12 protein-coding genes and 1 pseudogene are annotated in these 19052 nt (G+C 32.8%); 8 read left to right on the top strand and 5 right to left on the bottom strand.

From position 1 onward, the window contains the following. Window positions 1–391: 391 nt before the first annotated feature. A complete protein-coding gene (locus tag ABH957_RS28820; protein WP_404512842.1) occupies window positions 392–1447 on the bottom strand; it encodes an alpha/beta hydrolase in 1056 nt (351 codons plus the stop codon). Window positions 1448–2561: 1114 nt separating this feature from the next. Between ABH957_RS28820 and ABH957_RS28815 the strand changes: the two genes are divergently transcribed. Both ABH957_RS28815 and ABH957_RS28810 read left to right on the top strand, forming a co-directional pair. Continuing rightward, entirely contained in the window at window positions 2562–3404 is an 843-nt protein-coding gene (locus ABH957_RS28815; protein ID WP_404512840.1) for an arylamine N-acetyltransferase family protein, read from the top strand. A gap of 375 nt (window positions 3405–3779) precedes the next feature. Beyond that, window positions 3780–3881, top strand: a pseudogene (locus ABH957_RS28810) (IS6 family transposase); the annotation flags it as partial. A 161-nt stretch (window positions 3882–4042) separates the two neighbouring features. Here ABH957_RS28810 and ABH957_RS28805 read toward each other — a convergent pair. Beyond that, window positions 4043–4891 (bottom strand): LysR family transcriptional regulator, encoded by an 849-nt coding sequence (locus ABH957_RS28805; protein ID WP_078179259.1) that lies wholly within the window; start codon window positions 4889–4891, stop codon window positions 4043–4045. Window positions 4892–5546: 655 nt separating this feature from the next. Here ABH957_RS28805 and ABH957_RS28800 point away from each other — a divergent pair. The 5 genes from ABH957_RS28800 (at window position 5547) to ABH957_RS28780 (ending at window position 13506) form a co-directional block, all read left to right on the top strand. Then, window positions 5547–7652, top strand: coding sequence for a peptidoglycan D,D-transpeptidase FtsI family protein (locus ABH957_RS28800; protein ID WP_078178670.1), 2106 nt, complete (start codon window positions 5547–5549; stop codon window positions 7650–7652). A gap of 466 nt (window positions 7653–8118) precedes the next feature. Next, complete coding sequence (locus tag ABH957_RS28795; protein WP_404512838.1) at window positions 8119–9564, top strand: L,D-transpeptidase family protein; 1446 nt, start codon at window positions 8119–8121, stop codon at window positions 9562–9564. A 572-nt stretch (window positions 9565–10136) separates the two neighbouring features. Next, a complete protein-coding gene (locus ABH957_RS28790) occupies window positions 10137–10955 on the top strand; it encodes a C39 family peptidase (RefSeq protein ID WP_404512836.1) in 819 nt (272 codons plus the stop codon). A gap of 26 nt (window positions 10956–10981) precedes the next feature. Further along, the gene (locus ABH957_RS28785) at window positions 10982–11662 is read left to right on the top strand and encodes a response regulator transcription factor (protein WP_404512834.1); all 681 of its coding nucleotides are present in this window, start codon (window positions 10982–10984) and stop codon (window positions 11660–11662) included. Continuing rightward, a complete protein-coding gene (locus ABH957_RS28780; protein WP_404512832.1) occupies window positions 11659–13506 on the top strand; it encodes a sensor histidine kinase in 1848 nt (615 codons plus the stop codon). Before ABH957_RS28785 ends, ABH957_RS28780 begins: the two co-directional genes overlap by 4 nt. A gap of 187 nt (window positions 13507–13693) precedes the next feature. Here ABH957_RS28780 and ABH957_RS28775 read toward each other — a convergent pair whose 3' ends face one another. From ABH957_RS28775 to ABH957_RS28765, 3 genes are all read right to left on the bottom strand, one after another. Beyond that, complete coding sequence (locus tag ABH957_RS28775) at window positions 13694–15124, bottom strand: IS4 family transposase (protein WP_404512830.1); 1431 nt, start codon at window positions 15122–15124, stop codon at window positions 13694–13696. 129 nt (window positions 15125–15253) lie between these two features. Then, window positions 15254–16243 (bottom strand): ABC transporter permease, encoded by a 990-nt coding sequence (locus tag ABH957_RS28770; protein WP_002205055.1) that lies wholly within the window; start codon window positions 16241–16243, stop codon window positions 15254–15256. A gap of 1 nt (window position 16244) precedes the next feature. Further along, complete coding sequence (locus ABH957_RS28765) at window positions 16245–17114, bottom strand: ABC transporter permease subunit (RefSeq protein WP_002205056.1); 870 nt, start codon at window positions 17112–17114, stop codon at window positions 16245–16247. A 756-nt stretch (window positions 17115–17870) separates the two neighbouring features. Here ABH957_RS28765 and ABH957_RS28760 point away from each other — a divergent pair. Continuing rightward, window positions 17871–18701 (top strand): alpha/beta fold hydrolase, encoded by an 831-nt coding sequence (locus ABH957_RS28760; protein WP_201034166.1) that lies wholly within the window; start codon window positions 17871–17873, stop codon window positions 18699–18701. Window positions 18702–19052: the final 351 nt, after the last annotated feature.

Raw genomic sequence — 19052 nt, 5'->3', positions numbered from 1 at the left:
GTTCAATCATGAGCTGGAAAGAAATAATCGGAATGATATTTGTATTAATCGGGGTATATATCGCAACTGCAAAAGCAACAAATCAAAGTAAGAAAGTGGCCCTAAATGATTAAAGGGGTCCCGCCCCATCGCTATTAAGCTAACAAAACTAAATTTCCTTAAAATGAAAAAATACGCTATTCTTTCTGTAGAATCATAGGAAAGAATAGCGTATTTATTCGCTTTATAGATACATTTTTTTAGCTCGATGGCGATGTGGTGTTACCTCAAATATAATTATTTTATTTGAAGGTTGTAGTTTTAGAATAAAGTTTGATCAAAATGGAGTTGCTCTTTTAATATAAGAATATGATTTTTATAAAACAGATTGATCGGGCAAATACCTCAAAGATTAGTTAGAGGAAGTGATCCCCTTCAGAAACGTCTTTGTCTGCTTCAGACTAAGTATACTCGCTGGAGAGGCCATATCAAACTGATAGCCGTGACCAGCTTTTATCTCATTGGGATTGAAAAATAAAGAAGTAACTGGGACGTCCTTTTCTTGAAGTGTAGCGAAGAAAGTCCTGGCTTGTGTTTCAAATGAATTCGTGTTGCCGTCGGTTACAAATGCAGGTGGGAAGTCTTTAGTGATATACTTTGACAGATTTAAGACATCAAACTTCGGATTGTCCATCCAGTTCTTATCACCCAAAATGCCCCAGCCCATACGTTTGATTATGAATTGTTGCACGGGCTTTAGATCACTATGCTGAAATGCTGTAATATCGTAGGGGGCGCTATATAGTAATAAGCCCTTGATTGTATTCGTCGATACGGATTGCGGGACTCCCACGAGATTTGCATATTCGGAATTGGTTTGGATCAGGGCAAACTCCCCGGCCAAGAAAGCTCCCGCTGAGGAACCGGCCAAGATCACCTGCGATGGGTCCAAGGGGTATTTTTGAGCTAACTGCTGCAAATAAGACAATACCTCGCCGACCTGCTTCGTCTGATCAAACAAAGTGGCCCCTGGCGCTAACTCGTAATTCATGGATACTACAGCAAATCCTTCCGAGGCAAGCGCCCTTGAATAATCCGCAGGCATATACTTGTCTCCATTAATAAAGCCTCCACCGTGGATAAAGATAATCACAGGCAGTGGTTTCGAATCAGTTTGAGGGAGGTAAAGGTCCAATTTATTTTCTTGGTATTTGGATGGATATGAGATGTCAGAGAGAACCCGAGTTTGTTTCATAAGAGCCGGCAAATCGGATGGGTGGGAGCCATAATTTTCAGGATTATTCTTGCTGCCAAGCATTTGGAGCACCCAAATGCTTGGCTGAGGTGTCCAAATGGTGAATGCAGCCGTGATTAGAACAATCATCAAAACAGCAATCCCTGTAAACTTAACTAATTTGAAGTTGCGCTTTTTTTCTACTCGTTGGTTGGGTATTTGTACTTGTGTCATCGGTTAACCTCCTGCATCCATGTCCTCGGTCTGAGCATAACCGGTTATTTTTAATATGAATTTCATGGAGGGTATCGTTTATTTAATTATATCACTTCTAAATTGAATAACAGAGGAGTTTCTATTAGCTAATTTAGCGAAAATGGAAAGATATTAAGGTTGATATACAAAGACGTGTAGTAATCAACCTATACTGCAGTAATGATTATAATAATACTTATAATCAGTAAAGACCATTCTATAACTGGAGAAAAGTATCCGTTCTTACTTAATACAGAAGAACTTACACCAAGTATTAAAATAACTATTTGTAAAGTTCAGTTTTTAACCAATCTGAATCCCCCTTTAAACATTACATCTTTATTGTTTGATATCAAAAAATAAGGATGTAATTGATTGTAAGATAGTTATCTATGGGTAATTTAACTTGTTTTTTCTTTTTGGGGATATTTGTTTTTTTAGCTTAATAGCGATACATTAGTACTTTCTTGTAGGACAAGGGTTATAAGAGGCGGCAGAAAGTTACGAATAATTAGAAAATTTTATATCAATTTACTATATATTACATTTATGTAAAGGTTATTGTGAGTACATTTTTTAAAACTTTCCCCTAATAAAGTTTTGAAAGAGTTGTCTCAACATTCTCCATGTTGTAAGTATGCCAAGGAAGGAGAGCCTATATGGGTTCTCTTTTCTTTTAAAATTAATTTTTTAATCTCATATTTAAGTAGTATAAAACTCTATCAGGGATACCATTGCTGTATTTAACAACAAGGGAAGATAAAACCAATAGTATTGTTTTCGCCTTTTTCATAAATGATTATTAAAGATACTATATGAGAAAAGGGATAAATAAGTATATTTTTCCAGAAATTAAAAAATTAGCCAGTAAAAGTTAATTGCCCTGTAAATAAGAAGAACATCAATAGAAAATGAAAATTTGCCTGAATTATGTCTAAGCTTACAATTTTCTTTTTTTGATATGGTGAGGCTTCTTATGTAAAAACAAGCCATAAAATAACTTGATTTGTTTTTATTACACTTGATTATATATTTATTTAGTGTATCATTGTGTTCGATGGTTAAATTTTCTATAAATGGGAGGTTATATACAATGTTGACTGATTTACAAAAAAAATTTTTCTCACGGTTACAGATATCTCCGAAAGAAGATGTAAGCTTTGAAAATTTACATGAAATTCTTCAGCAAATGGCATATGTAATATCTTATGAAAATTTAGACGTTATGAACAAAAATATCCGGAAAATTACTAGAAAAAATGTTCAAGAAAAATTACTCCTAACTCAACGCGGAGGACTATGTTACGAGCTCAATACCGTATTATATTATTTTTTACTTGATTGTGGATTTGATGTCTATCGTATATCTGGTACGGTCTACGATTTAGGTGGTGATAAGTGGAAGCCTGACGATGGACATGTGATTATTATTTTAAATTATAATAATCAGAAATATATTATAGATGGGGGGCTTGCCTCACATCTTCCATTACACCCAGTTCCATTTAGTGCTGAAGTGATCTCATCTCAAACGGGAAAATATCGTATTCGTAAACAGAATACTGAAAAAGGAACTTACCTACTAGAATTGAAAAAAGGAGAAGATGGGGAGAGTGCCCAATTCCTTAATTCTGAACCTACTAATACATGGTGCACTGGGTTTGCGTTTTCATTAGATGAAATAGATACAAACAAAGTAAATGCTATACAAAATATTATTGTAGAGCACCCCGAATCACCTTTTAACAAAGGATACATTGTCTGCAAATTAATTGAAGATGGACATATTTCACTTACTAAAAAAAGTTTTACAGAAACAAGAAAAGGCCAAAAAAGTAAACGAACTATAAATGAAGAAGAATATCAGCAGATTCTTAAAGAAGTATTTAATATTTCTCTAAATAAATACCTCGATAAAATTTTAGAAAGAGACTAGCTTAAACTAACTCATATAAAATTTCTTTGTCGTTTAAAAATAGATTTGTTTAAATAAAATTACATTTTTATACCTTTATATAATTTCAATTGAGATAGTTAGTATACTTTATTTACAATATGTTTTAAGAGTGGAAAAGTATAATTTTTTATGCAGTATTAGAAAAAGCACTCGAAAGAGTGCTTTTTTCATTCATAAAATTATAAATCAATATAGCTATAAAAGTAACTGATTTGTATTTTACTTTTAATAGAATAATTTCGAATAATATTGTATTTTAAGGGGTTCTGGTGCAAAAACTTCGAGAAAATTGCAATGAATCTATAAATCTTGGACATACTGATACTATTACTCTAGAAAGGGTGCGTGATCAGTATGGAAAAGGAGAATTTGTTTAATTGGAAGCATTATCAGCCCGAACTAATCTTATTAACAGTAAGGTGGTACCTGCGGTACCATTTAATTTTTTTATCGCTTCAAAAAGAAGGTCACCATCAACTGCGGTTATTTTCCGTAAATTATTCAAATCAATTATAGGAATGAGAAGTTTAGAAGAAATCGCAAAGGAATATGTTTCAATTGAAATGTGTGAAGGAAGTCATATTTGTTATAAAAATATTATTATTTATAGATATTTACTATAAACTCTGTATATTTTCTATGAATTTTCTCATAGTAAGCGACAAAGCCATATCCTTATTTCTAACAAATGTTGTTTCAATTTTCCCATATTGTTCAGGTATTTCATGCCAATAAATATTGGGAATGTTTGAGAAAAAAGTTAGAGCTGTAACTGGAAGAACCGTAATGCCTAGACCAAGTGATACGCTATGTAAAATCATTTCTAACATATTAAACTCCATAATTTTCTTAAGAAGAATTCCTTCATCTTTCAACCATTTTTCTAAAACAAAACGATAGCCACATCCGGGGCTAAACACTAAAAATGTTTCATTTTTCAAATCTTGTATATCAAATGTAGGACGATTTGAAAATAGAACAAGTGTCTTCGTACTTACCTTATATTGTTCTAAAGAAGAATCTTGAATCGGACTTGTTACAAAAGCACCATCTAGCTTAAATTCTAGGATGTCTAAGATCAGACGTTGACTAACATCAGTTTTTAAAGAGATATCTACATTAGGAAATTGTTTATGATAGCTGGCCAAAATGGTTGGTAAGGGATGAACAGTATCTACAGTTCCAATATTGAGAAGACCTGTGGGATTATTATCATCTGTAAACGTATTTTGTAATTCTTCGAATTCTTTTAACAATTTATTAACTTTCTTAAGAAATATTTGTCCATCACCAGTTAATGTGATACCCCGAGCATGTCGATAAAACAACAATGTATTTAGCTCTTGTTCTAGCAGTTTAATGCGCGCTGTTACATTTGATTGTACATAATTAAGGTTTCGTGCAGCTGCGGTAATATTTTGAACTCTTGCTACGGTTTGAAAAATTTTTAAGTCTCGAAAATCCAACGTTCTCTCCACCTTTATATGTTATTGTGATCATTTTGAATGATGTGTTCCATTATTTTTAACAATTTTTCATAATACGATTGATAAGTATAGAATGTACTAAAGATAGATTTTTAACTCTTAACTGTAAAAATAGCTTTAGTACATAGAAACTATGGGGGTCTCAATGTACTAAAGCTCAAATATACTAATACATTTATACTTTAAAGAGCTTAAACTTTAAATAATGATGGCTATGTGTTTTGAATTTTTCTTGAATTACATTATTACTTACGACAATATCTTTAATCAACGTATAACTTTTATTTCGCATGTTACAATTATACATTTTTGGAATAAACAGATTTATATAAAAAAATCAGTCTGTTGAGAACTTTTATATAAATTCTACGTATTAAATATTTATTTTTCACATGAATTTACACCCTAAATTTTTTCTTGAAATATACATCTTTATATAATCTTTATATAAAATTTATGTTGTTTTCTGTTGCATATGTTTTTATCTAGTGAGTATGGAAATTTTATTATTGGAAAATTTTCAAATAGTTATTGTAGACATAATGTAAATGCAGGGGGAAATACTTTTGGGTTACGTGATGGGGATTTTTTAAGGATATTAGTTCATTGTATTGAGTATTAAAAGGAGATTAATATGAAGCAATCAAAAACATTACAAAAAAATAAGGTATCTATAAGGTTAAATATACTATTTTTGTGCATTTTTTTATCATTTTCAGCTATTATCATTCGGCTTGGAAAAGTACAAATTGTTGACGGGGAGGGTTATAAGAATGCAGTTGAAAAGCAAGAAAATGCGACGGTTAGTACTTCTGTTCCACGTGGTCAAATTTTTGATAGGGAAGGTGAGAAAGTGGTTAATAATACTGCTGTTCGTACCATTTCGTATACAAAGGGGAAAGATATCACTTCTGAAGAAATCTTAAAAATAGCAAAAAAGCTCTCGAAAATACTTGAAATAACAGAAGAAGATATAAATAGGTTGACTGAAACAGACAAAAAAGATTACTGGATGCAGTTAAACAAGGAAAAAACGAAAAAAAAGATTACAAAAAAAGATGAAGAAAATCTACGTAAACAAAATATTGAAGGAAAAGAATTTGATAAGAAAATAGATGAATTGAGACGAGGACGCGTCACAGCAGAGGAATTGAGTGAATTAAGTCCACAAGACTTAAAGATATTAAATATTAAAGGGAGAATGAATTCAGGTTATAAAATGACACCACAAATTATAAAGAAAAATGTATCTGAGAAAGAATACGCTACAATTAGTGAAAACTTATCGGAATTTCCAGGTATTGATGCAACTATTGACTGGGAACGTAATTATGTAAATGGTGAATTATTCCGTTCTGTACTAGGTAATATAACAAGTACTGAAGAGGGGCTTCCAAAAGAAAATTTAGATTACTATTTAGTTCGTGATTACAATCGCAATGATCGTGTGGGAAAGAGTTATATCGAGCAACGATATGAAGACGTACTACATGGAACTAAGGGAGAAGTTAAGAATGTTGCTGATAAAAAAGGGAATGTTATTCAAACGGAAACGATTTCTAAAGGGAAAAGTGGCAATAATTTAATTATGACAATTGATATGAAATTACAGAAGGCGGTAGAAGAAATTCTTGAAAAGCAATTAAAAGCTTATAAGGGGTCAGAGCCTCTTTTAGATCGGGCATTTGTAGTGATGATGAATCCGAATACTGGAGAAGTATTATCTATGGCGGGTAAAAAATTAGGGAAGAAAGATCGGAACATAGAAATAGCTGATTATGCTTTAGGTACGATGACGAGCTCATATGAACTTGGATCAACTGTAAAAGGTGCCACAGTGTTAACGGGATTTGAAACGAAGGCTATTACACCTGGTACAAACTTTAATGATGCGCCTATGAAGTTTAAAGGGACAAAGGAGAAGAAATCTTGGAAAGATTTTGGGATTGTTGATGATTTAAGAGCCTTACAAGTTTCTTCTAACGTCTATATGTTTAATACGGCATTAAAAATAGCAGGAATAGATTACGTACCAAATAGCTCATTAGATATAAAGGCAAGTGCATTTGAAAAAATGAGATATTATTTTGGGCAATTCGGATTAGGGGTTCCAACTGGAATTGACCTCCCAAACGAAACATCTGGAATAATGAAAAAAGAAAATTATCAACCAGGTTTCTTGCTAGACTTAGCTATCGGACAGTACGATACGTATACTCCTTTGCAACTTGCACAGTATGTTTCTACTATTGCAAATGGAGGAAATCGATTGAAACCACAAATTTTGAGGGAAATTAGAGAACAAACTACAAAAACTGAAGACATTGGTAAAATTGTGAAATCAATGGAACCAGTTGTATTGAACCATGTAGATATGAAAAAAGAATATATAGATCGAGTAAAGGAAGGGTTTAGACGTGTATTTCAAGAAGGTGACGGAACTGGTGTGAGTACTTTCAAAAACCTTCCTTATAAGCCTGCTGGTAAAACTGGGACAGCACAAACAGTTTATGGCGGTGATGATAATAGTGTTGGTAAGGATCAGGAAGGCAATCGTGTTCGTTGTTATAATTTAACTTTAACAGGGTACGCTCCATATGATAAACCAGAGGTGGCATTTTCTGTTGTTGTCCCATGGATAATTAATGACAAAGGCAATAAAGTTAATTCAATAATTGGTAAAGAGGTTTTAGATGCGTATTTTAATTTAAAAAATAATCAGGAGAAGTATGCAAACTAAAACTATGTAATAAGGAAGTAGAACCAAATTGACTTAAGGCAGTAATCTGAATGAATACTGTAGAAAGACATGGAATTGGGAACTATTTTTAAAGTATGAAATAACTTGATAGCGATGGGAGACCGTAGCTATCAAGTTAAAACTTTAAGTCTCCCTAAATGGAAAAGTTGAGTTTTTTATGGCACCGAATTTCATATTTATCGTTTTGGGAAACTTGTTCTGCTAGATTTTCAGGCATAGAGTAGGGCCACTATTTATAATGATTTATTACTTATATAAGACTATTTAGTGTGAATGAAAAATTTATCTATCATTTTTTATGTGTCGTTTATTAAAAGTCTAAATTAGATCAATTAATTGCGATAAAATCCGGTCAAAAATAATGGAATTTTAAGAACAATAAGGTACATTAGTCAATGATTTTAGTTTAAAATCTATTGACTTTGGTGTAAACGGGGGAAGATTGATGAACAACAATAGAATAAATGAGTCAGTTGAAGAAGCTGATAAAAAAAGAGTAAGATCAAGCGAATGTTTTACAAATTGGAAGTTTATTGCAGTGGTTGGTGGTATAATCACACTTCTCATTGGGGGAATGATTTGTTATCAGGCAACTCACTTCAATTCGAATGTTACGATTAACGACAAAAAAGTCAGTGGTCTGAGCGCTGATCAGGCAATACAGAAATTAAAAACATCTGGACTAGCAAACAAAGTCTATGTAGACCAACAACAAATTTTAGATGAAAAAGAGACAAAAATGGAACTTGCAGAAAAAGATTTGCCTCAAATTAAGAAACTATTAAAAAGCCAGTGGACACTTGTCCCTTCCTCAAAGGAAAAGAATTATTCATTGTTACCAGAAAAGGCAGAACAATATCGTAGTAAAACGATGAAAAAACTTGTAGAAGAAAAGCTCATCTCTATGAATAAAAAATTAAAAGCGCCTCAAGATGCCATGGCGAAGCTTGAACAAAGCAAAGTTGTTATCTCCAAAAGCGTTGAAGGAAAACAGTATGACATTATGAGTTTACTGAAAGATTACGACAAGCAGAAGCATAAAAGCGAAATTCATTTGAAGTCTGCATACTTACAGCCTATTAAAGAAGACGATCCGATTATCAAAAAAGAGGAGAAAGCACTACAAAATCTTCTTCAGCAGTCCGTTGATTATAAAGTGCAGAATGAAGTTTATCCTTTAAAAGCGAAAGGTTTAATTCAAAATGCCTCTATGTCAAAGGATATGAAAGTTACTATCGATGTGAGCAATATTAAGAACAAGGTTACTGAAATTAACAATGCTAAATCAACATTAAATAAAGATTTTACATTTAAAACTCATTCTGGGGCGGTCATATCAGTAAAAGGACAAGGCTATGGCTGGGCACTGGATGTTGAAAAAGAAACAAAACAAATTCAACAAGGCTTTGAGAAAGGCGAAAAATCACTTTCTACTTCTAATATTCACGGAAATGGTTGGAAGAAGGAAGGGATCGGCTATGAAACAACATCGAATAATGGCATCGGAGACACGTATGTGGAAATTTCAATTGCAGAGCAACAAATTTGGATTTACAAGGATGGAAAATTAGCAGTTACAACAAATGTAGTAACTGGGAAACATAGCACGGGTGAAGATACTTCACCAGGTGTGTGGTACGTTCTTTATAAACGATCACCGTATACACTTAAAGGTAGCGCAGTAGGTAAAGGTGATTATGCAGTTAAAGTAAATTACTGGGTTCCATTCACAAATAGCGGTCAAGGATTCCACGATGCTGGCTGGCGAACAAACTGGGCAAATAATGCCTATTTAACTGGAGGATCGGGAGGATGTGTTAACCTTTCTCCTAGTATTGCAAAAAATGTGTATGATAATTTAAGCACTTATGAACCGGTTATCGTGTACTAGTAAATATCAATCTCGTGTGAGGCGATGTATGTATTAAGAAATTAAATTTATAAAAGAATCAGTGAAATCAATATGGAGGATGGGATGGAACTTTAATTAGCTGGAATACTACGAATCATATAGAAAAAGTTGAACAAGCAAATAATCAACACGAAAATAATGCTGATGTATGGATTTGGTCTAAATTAGACGAGTAAACGTTTCGTTTATGTATGACTTTTGAATCGGTACTTTTGTATTCAATCCAGATATGAAAAGTATACCGTGTGAATTTTAAACATATTAAGCAAACTACATTATTGTAAGTAGGTGAATTTTTTCTTAAAAATTGTAGGAGTTTCCCTTGCATTTTTTCCCTGTTTTTGAATTCATGATGTGTGATGAAATGGTTCAATGCATAATAGTAAATATTGCATATCGATAGCACGATTTTTTACACATACGATTAATACGTGTAAGAGTCGTTTTTATATAATCTTGATATAAATTTTACTTTGTCTTTCTATAAATATGATTTTATATAGATATGAACAAATTAAACTCTCCTTAGAAAGTAATAAGGAGAGATACTCATGAATAAAATTAGAACGACAATATTCTGTTTATTCACTCTAGTGGTGTTAGGTACAAGTATTGAGATGTCAAATAATGATAGCCCTACAATTACTAATAAACAACGTGCCTTAGCAAATGAAGTGAAGCAAAGATTAGAAGTAGAAGAAAAGCGTAATGTATCTGTAGAATCCGCCAATGAAGTGGTAGTTGAAAATGAAAATGTGCCTATAGGACAAGAGAAAGAAATTGCAAGGCCATTGGATGTTCCACTGATTTTACAAAAGCCAGAATTGATGCGTGGTTGTGAAGTAACGAGCCTTGCAATGGTACTACAGTTTTCAGGTGCGCAAGTCGACAAGATGGAGCTTGCTTCAAAAATAAAACATGTACCATTTCAGAGAAATGGTTTGAAGGGAAATATGCATAAAGGGTTTATCGGGAATATGGCTACTTTTGATAAACCTGGATTAGGTGTATATGTGGAACTGATTTTAAAATTGGCAAAGTTATATGTCCCAGAAGAAAAAGTGAAGGATTTAAGCCACAAAGAACCTCAGCAAATCTATGAGGCGATAGATCAAGGGTTCCCTGTATGGGTATTAACAAATGCTCGTTTTAAACTGTTACCCGATGATCAATTTTATACATGGAGAACATACGAAGGGGAAATGAAAGTGACATATCATCAGCATAGTGTCGTAGTGACAAATTATGATGACCAATATGTATATATTAATGATCCGCTAAAGACAGAGAAACATATAGCGATTAATCGAGATGATTTTGAACAATCATGGGTTCAAATGGGAAGGCAAGCCATGACCATTTCCATATAGATAAGCATAGATCGGATGAGAATTATATGAAAAAAGTGTTGATTATTGAAGATGAAAAAATCATAAGAGAGGCGGTAGCACAATATTTCTCTCATGATGGATATGAAGTAATAACAGCGGAGGATAGCCGAATAGGATTAGAATTATTTACTGCACATGATGATATCAATTTAATTATATTAGATATTATGCTCCCAGTCATGGATGGATGGTCAGTGTGTAGACGTATTCGTAAGAACTCTACTGTTCCTATTATCCTATTAACAGCTCGAAGTGATGAGGATGATACATTACTTGGGTTTGAACTAGGAGCCGATGATTATGTAACAAAACCATTTAAACCAGCTATTTTACTAGCGAGAGCAAAGCGTTTATTCAAAGAGACAACTCAAATTGTACAATTCCAGGACTGCATTGATTTATGTGGTATTTATTTAGATAAATCGGCATGTTCTGTTTCTATAGATGGAAAAAAAGTAGATTTTACACATACAGAGTTTGAAATTTTACTATCGTTAATGCAGCATAAGGAGCAAGTATTGACAAGGGACACGTTAATTACGAACATTTGGGGATATGATTATGTTGGAGATGATAAAACATTAACTGCACATATGCGTAATGTACGTGTGAAGCTAGGCGACAGGGCAAAACATATTACAACTGTTGTTCGAACGGGCTATAAATTCGAGGTAGACAGAAGATGAGAAAGAAAATAGTTTTTCAATTGTTTTTTCTAACGTTTTTATTATGCTGTATGATTATTGCTGTTATATTTTTTGGACAAATGTATGTGATGAATTACTTGTATATAGATAAAGAAAAAGAACATGTTCAGAAGCAATTACAACAGTATAATACATTTTATGAAGCTTATAAACAGGATGAAAATAAACTGCAGAGTAAAGAACTCTCATATGAAAATCAGAAAGGCATTATGATTGCAAGGCTTGATGAAGCAGCAAATATTAAGAAATTACCGTCAGGAGATTATTATATAAAAGCGATAAATAAAAATGATCCAAGTCGAACATCTAAAGTTGTATTTAATAATTTAATTAATGCAAAGAAAGATATGGATCCTAATTTCAGTATTTTAATTACAAGTTTAATTAATAAGACGACCAAAATAGCTATTATGGATACTGCAAGTAAAGGGTCAAATAAAGACATAGTTATTCCTACAACATTAAAAATAAAAGGTTATGATGGAGGGTTTGTCTCGCCTACCTATTATCAAATAGACAAAATCATGATGTCAGGTGTTAAAAATGGGATGAAGATTTTTTCAAAAGAAGAAAGCGAAAAATATTATTTTTTAGAAGGAATTGTAAAAGAAATAAGTTTCCCAGTTTACTTCAATTCAAAAATTGATAACACATTATATAGTAACGAAGTGTTTGCAAATCGTATTTTACAATTTCAATCGGAGTGGATTACCGATAAAGTGAAATTAAACGGAGAAGAATGGGTACAAAACGAGATTAGTATAAATGGAATCAAGTATTTAGAAACCATTAAACCAATATTAAAAGATGGACAAGTGAAAGAATTTATTTATTCATTGTCTTCTCTACAGCCAATTACAAAAGCAACAGATATAATGAGTGATTACTATGTATATATTATTGCATTTGTGCTGGTTCTATCGCTTATTGTGGCTTTCTATTACTCAAGAATCATTACAAAACCATTATTGAAAATTAATGAAGCAACCAAAAAAATCATGGAATTTGAGTTTGAAGACCAGCTTTCTATAAAGTCTAAAAATGAAATTGGGGAGCTATCCTCCAATATTAATCAGCTTTCAGAAAGAATGGAAGGGTATATCAATCAGTTGAAAGAAGATTTAGAAAAAGAAAAGCAATTAGAACAAACAAGAAAAGATTTTATTGCAGGTGTTTCACACGAATTGAAGACACCACTCAGTGTCACGCAAGTATCGGCATCTATGTTGCAAGACGGGCTTGCGCCTGAAATGAACCAATATTATTGGGAAGCGTTAGAAAAAGAAATAGAGAAAATGAATATACTGATTGATGAGATGCTCAATTTGGCTAAATATGAATCAGGAACGTATCAAATACAGATGGAGCAAGTTAGTATAGGGGATTTGATTCAACAGGCTGAAAAAGATCTACACACTCAAATTGATGAAAAGTCACTGCAAATCAAAATGAATATTGATGATGTGCGTGTGAAGGGAAAGGCTAATTTATTGGAACAAGTGATAACGAATCTGTTTACGAATGCAATTCGTTATACAGATTCGAGACGAATGATTGTGATAGAGGTAATAGAAGAAGAACATGGCGTATATATAGGGTTTGAAAATAAAGGATCGCATATTGCAGAAGAAAATATAGAGAAAATATGGGATCAATTTTATAGAGTGGATAAATCAAGAAAACGAGTATGCGGTGGTACTGGCCTAGGTCTTTCGATTGTAAAGAACATATTCGAATTACATGCTGCAGAATACGGTGTAACCAATACGGAGGATGGGGTATTGTTCTACTTCCGTTTAGAAAAGTGGGATACAAAACAGTAACGTGCTTTTAGCTTCAAAAATAGTCTAAATCCTTAAGTTGATGGATGTGGGGTACCGCCACATCCATCAAGCTAAGCCCGTGTAACGTCAATGATAAGCAAGATTGTTTCTTTTTTTCGAAAGTCTATACGTAGATGCTTTAAAGATTTGCATACGAAATAAACCCTAACGGTTTTCCTTTTTTGAATTAAGCTGCTTTGTTATCAGACATGGTACAATTATAAACAACACCTAATATATCAAAGACTGTTTTCTTCTCATACCTATGGGATTTTCGCCCGTTTTGCTGTAGGAGATTGAACAGGCGAATGAGAATCTTTGATAATTCTTGGGTGTCTTTCTGTATGGCTTGATAAATAAGAAAAAAATAATCTCTAATCATATATATGGCCTTATATTCACTCAGCTCTCGTTTCTTTTTCATAAGAAGTAATTGACGCATTTGAAACATAGTAGAAGAACAGAGGAGAATGGCGATCAGTTGCCCATACAAATGGCATTCTAATCTTTCTCGTTTTATCTTTTTACAATGGTGAATATGAAAGAATGATTTCCATGTTTTAAATAAAATCTCGATTTGCCAACGTAAAGAGTACCAATCATGTACTTGTCCCATCGGGACAATATTTGTAGAGGTATTTGTCATATATACATTGATACCGCTTAGTCGTTTACTACGAGCAGAATACTTTGTTCCCTTCTTTTTTTCTCTTACAGCCTGATCTTGTAATCGTTTTTGTTGCTGTTCTTCTGTAAGTCGATGAACAATTACACGAGCTGGCACTTTATCAATCATTCCTACATAAGCATCAGATATTTCGTATGTTTGCCCTGGTTGAAGAGAAATCATTAATGCCTCTATATCTATCTGTTTATATTCTGTTTTCTTCTTTAGTTTTCCATTTTGATAATAATCAGGATTAGGATTTTTTTGATAAATATGTGTATTTGATTTAATACGAGAGATATAGTAAGCCTTTTTATCTTGTATATGTTGAAGATCTTTCAGATGAAAATAGCCTAAATCCCGAATACACAAATCATTTTCTTTCACGGTTGGAACACACAGAGAACCATAGGTTCGATCATGTTGTTTTCCTGGACCTGTATGAATATGTAAAGACTGTCCACTTAATAGATCATACTCCAATTGAATTTTTAATCCCGCTGTATGGCTGCATCCTCCAGCACCTGGATAAACGCTTGAAAAAGAATTAGGTAGTTGAAATGCAGTTGAATCTAGAATACGAATACGTTTGAAAGCAGAAGTATAGGGAGAGGAAAACGATACAGATGAAGCTAATTTTTTGTTTAGTAGTTTGGCTAATATATGTTGTAAAAAGTGAACAGCTTCCTGATTAAATCGTTGATTCAGTCCTTCAGGACTGATAAGCACTTTAGTTGATGCTTCTAAACAGCTAGATAGCTGAGTTAAAGAAGTCGTAGCAACCTTTTGGCTCATCCACACACATAAAGCGATTAAATCCTTTGCTTGGTATTTACTCAGTCGCTGAACAAAACCAACATCTCTAGCAAGATCCTGTAAGGCATTTGGAGATAGGACACTTTGAATCTCTTGAGCAAATAGTTGTAATTCGTCAGACACAGAAACAGACATAAAAAACGCCATCCTTTCCTATGATTCTACAGAAAGAATAGCGTATTTTTTCATTTTAGGGGGCATTTCTTTTTATTAACTTGGTAGCGATATGATGATACCCCCTGTAAGTGAGAATTAAAGCTGTGTTTATGCTTGATGTTTGAATGTAAACAATTCATTTTCAGGTACCTGCAAAACACTCTTATTAGTATTTTTAACAGAGATACTGGCAGTTCTGTTTCTTTCTAAAGAATCTTGAATACTATCAGTTATTTTATTCGCAGCTAGAACAGTCAAACTAAAAAAGATTATCGGAACCATTGGAATCCAAGTATCAGCAGATAGAGAAGGATAGTACATCCCAATTAAACCAGTCCACTCATGTGTTACAGAATCAGCCTCATCACCATAAAGAACTGTTCCACCAAAAAACAAATTTATTAAACCTAAATGAAGCAACAATGTTAGTGTTTGTACGAATTGTTGCATAAGCATTATTATAAACGTTGGAACCAGGTGAGGAAGAATGTGCTTAACAACAATGTATAATTTTCCGCCACCGAGGATCTTTGCAGCTTCAACAAACTCTTCAGTTTGCAATTTCCTTACTTCATTTGCAACATATAATGATAGAGTCGGAACACTTAAAAGAACAATCACAGCCAATTGGAATAGAAGTCTTTGATAAAATGGAGCCGGTATCGTCCCATTTTCATAAATAAGTACTTCTGATAATATGAAATAACAAATCATAACCATTGGTACGATTGTAAAACTATCAAAAAATGCTTCAATTTTTTTAAACCCTCTTTTAACATATGCACCAAGTAAAAAACCGATTATAACGCCTAACACCATGCGTAATATGGCTACTACGATTGCAAACCCAATAGTCCATTTTGCCCCTTCAATTATCAGATTGAGTAAGTCGTATCCCGCTCTGTCGGTACCAAATAAAAATTGCATTGAAGGTGGAAATGGAGGCACTTCAGGATAACCAGTTTTATCATATTGAAGGATTACCTTATGTATATTTCCGTCATTAAAAATAGTATTTCCTATACTTAGGACCATTAATATTGTTAAAAATAAACCACCTAACCAGAACCGTTTATCACGTTTTAAATAATTCCACATATTATATTTTCTCCTTCATCGCAGTAGGTACCAACCAATGGAAACATTTAAAAAATAAGAATATAGGTAAGTAAATTAATATTAATCCAACCGTGAATACCTCAACACTTTGGTATTCTTTAATAAAAACAAAGAATCCGAGAGTATTGAAAATCGATTCTATTATGTATAAGTTAGAGAGCATAAACCATATATTAGCTTTTACAAAGAACAAAGTACTTAATAGAACGTTTCTTAGTACATGGTGGTTTAAAATATGAAGACGATCCATACCCTTTGAAGCAGCGAACAACACATAATCCTTTCTCAACTCATCCTCAAATCTTAGAAGTAAGAACTTAACAAACATGATAACGGTAGGTATACAAAAACAGATAATCGGTAAGAGTCGCACCTTCTGGTCTCCAATTCCTGCTACTTGTGCTGCCATAACACCAGTTTTCTGGAATATCCATACCACCAACAATTGGGAACCAACAATAAACAATATGTCAGGTAAAGATTGAAGAAATAACATGAATTCTTTAATCCTATTCTGCCATTTTTCGTTAACCCTTAAGATTACGTGTACTAGTATAAATGACACTATTAATGAAACAATCAGTGAAATTGAGAGTATAACCATCGTCTCTTTATAGTGAAAAAATATTTGTGGGAACAAATCCTTTTTAATCTTCATACCATATTGCATAGATGAAGCATGTAGTATTATCTTCTCGCAAATTTTATAAATACTACTAAAATACTCTGGAATATCTATTGAAAGCCCTTTGAATAGAATTGGTAGAGAGCCAACCGCTAGTATACCGACAAACGACAACAATAGATGAATAATTAGCTCCCAGCCTGATACAATGATTTTCTTCGACACAGAACCACATCCTTCTTACTTAATTTTCCACTCTCAATAATAGATTTAATTTTCAGAGATGTAAACCCTTATATCGGTATAGGTAAACTTTCAACGGGGCATTTACAAAAATATGGTTTAATTCAAAATTGAATTAAACCATATTTTTGTAAACACTAAACTTATAAACTTGGAGATCTATTATAGAATTGGCTAAAATCTAACATCATTTAGAGCATCGTTATTTTAAAGTCCTTGATAGTTTTGTATTTCCTATGATAAGGGAAGTCCGTGAAAAAACGGATGATCTTTAGCCTATTCTATTACCGTTGAGGAGTTTGAAAAGGCCGTAATGGAACTTCTTACAGGGGTACCGTCACATTGCTATCTGGTAAAAAAATACAACTACCTACAATGAGATTTTGTGCTAACTTGTAATAAAAAGCTTATTTTTTCGTTTGGGGGGTATTTGCTTTTCTTAGCTTGATGGTGATGTGGTACTACCCCATGCCCATCAACTTAAGAAATCCGACTACCCCCAAGTGTAAAAAAACGTTATTCTTTCTATTCAAGGTGAACCACAATTATTTGGTAATTGTACAATGACAATAAAGTTGTTTAATTCACAACATAGTCATTTAAAGAATAATAAAGTTATTTAAAAATCTTTCTATCAAGTGGTCAAAAGGTATTTTCAACTTAGTACAGAACTATATCATAGTAGGTTGACATAAAATAGGTTGGATAAAATTGATATGAATAGGGAGAAAAATTTCAATGAATTGCTTAGTTGCAAAGGGTAGTATTTATTATGAAATCATAGGGAATGGCTTTCCGATATTAATAATGCATTCAATGGGTACAGACCATAAATCTATGAAAGCTTGGATAGAGCCAATTTTTGATAAGATTCAGGGTTTTCAGAGGATATATATAGATTTACCTGCTCACGGTCGAAGTTTAATTGACGAAAATTTCAACTCTTCAGATGATATGCTTTTAAATATTTTGAACTTTATTGATATGACAATTCCTAACCAAGCATTTTCTCTTATTGGTTTTTCATATGGAGGATATTTGGCACAAGGTATTTTGCACCATAGACATAAAAATGTAAAGAGTATTTGTTTGCTGGCCACTTCACTTCATTTGAAAGATAGGAATCTTCCTAAAAAAATAGTTATTACAAAAGATGAAGATTTATTAACAGAATTGGATTCTGATATAAGAATGGCTTTTGAAACATTAATGAATTATCAAAATAAAGAGAACCTTAATTACTTTTTAAACGAAATCCAACCTGGACGATTATTAGCTAATAAAAATTTTTTAATGTCAAATTGGAGAGAGAAAGGGTATTTTCTTTCTGAAGAACCGCTTAATGATGTAAGTACACTTACACAACCTGTACTCATCATTCTAGGGAAACAAGATTCAATCTGTGGTTATAAAGATCACTTTTTTCTTCTAGAAAAATTTCCGAATGCTACGTTTTCCATTTTAGATGGTGCGGGTCATATGCTTCAAATAGAAAAACGTAAAATAGTACAAGAACTAATCAAAGACTGGCTAATTAGGAGCAATTCGGTTTGCGAATCAAGCAAGTAAATACAATCAATATCTTTTTCAACCCAATTTCCATATCTGTTGCCTGTCAGTTCATTTTGTTATTATTCAACTAACAGGTGCTTTAGTTCAATAAGGATTAAATAACTTTATTATTAATTTTTGAGTGCAAATGCAATTAAATGGATAGAAATTAAACAACTTTAAAGAGCCTTAGTACAATAAAATGTGCAAGGCTTTTATATATTTCATAACAAAATTCAATAACTTTATTATCTCTTTACAGTAAGGGGTACCGCCACATCGCTATCAAGCTAACAAAATAAAATCCCCCCTAAAATGAAAAAATACGCTATTCTTTCTGTAGAATCATAGGAAAGGATGGCGTTTTTG

This window comes from Bacillus sp. RC242, from assembly GCF_044908245.1.
Taxonomy (GTDB): Bacteria; Bacillota; Bacilli; order Bacillales; family Bacillaceae_G; genus Bacillus_A; species Bacillus_A mycoides.
The sequence above is the reverse complement of the archived record's forward strand: the minus strand, read 5'-3'. Positions and strand labels throughout refer to the sequence as shown.

Excerpts from the sequence above, each read along its gene's own strand:
- ABH957_RS28820 (WP_404512842.1), bottom strand. The coding sequence starts at position 1,447 with ATGACACAAGTACAAATACCCAACCAACGAGTAGAAAAAAAGCGCAAC.
- ABH957_RS28815 (WP_404512840.1), top strand. The coding sequence starts at position 2,562 with ATGTTGACTGATTTACAAAAAAAATTTTTCTCACGGTTACAGATATCT.
- ABH957_RS28800 (WP_078178670.1), top strand. The coding sequence starts at position 5,547 with ATGAAGCAATCAAAAACATTACAAAAAAATAAGGTATCTATAAGGTTA.
- ABH957_RS28795 (WP_404512838.1), top strand. The coding sequence starts at position 8,119 with ATGAACAACAATAGAATAAATGAGTCAGTTGAAGAAGCTGATAAAAAA.
- ABH957_RS28790 (WP_404512836.1), top strand. The coding sequence starts at position 10,137 with ATGAATAAAATTAGAACGACAATATTCTGTTTATTCACTCTAGTGGTG.
- ABH957_RS28785 (WP_404512834.1), top strand. The coding sequence starts at position 10,982 with ATGAAAAAAGTGTTGATTATTGAAGATGAAAAAATCATAAGAGAGGCG.
- ABH957_RS28780 (WP_404512832.1), top strand. The coding sequence starts at position 11,659 with ATGAGAAAGAAAATAGTTTTTCAATTGTTTTTTCTAACGTTTTTATTA.
- ABH957_RS28775 (WP_404512830.1), bottom strand. The coding sequence starts at position 15,124 with ATGTCTGTTTCTGTGTCTGACGAATTACAACTATTTGCTCAAGAGATT.
- ABH957_RS28770 (WP_002205055.1), bottom strand. The coding sequence starts at position 16,243 with ATGTGGAATTATTTAAAACGTGATAAACGGTTCTGGTTAGGTGGTTTA.
- ABH957_RS28760 (WP_201034166.1), top strand. The coding sequence starts at position 17,871 with ATGAATTGCTTAGTTGCAAAGGGTAGTATTTATTATGAAATCATAGGG.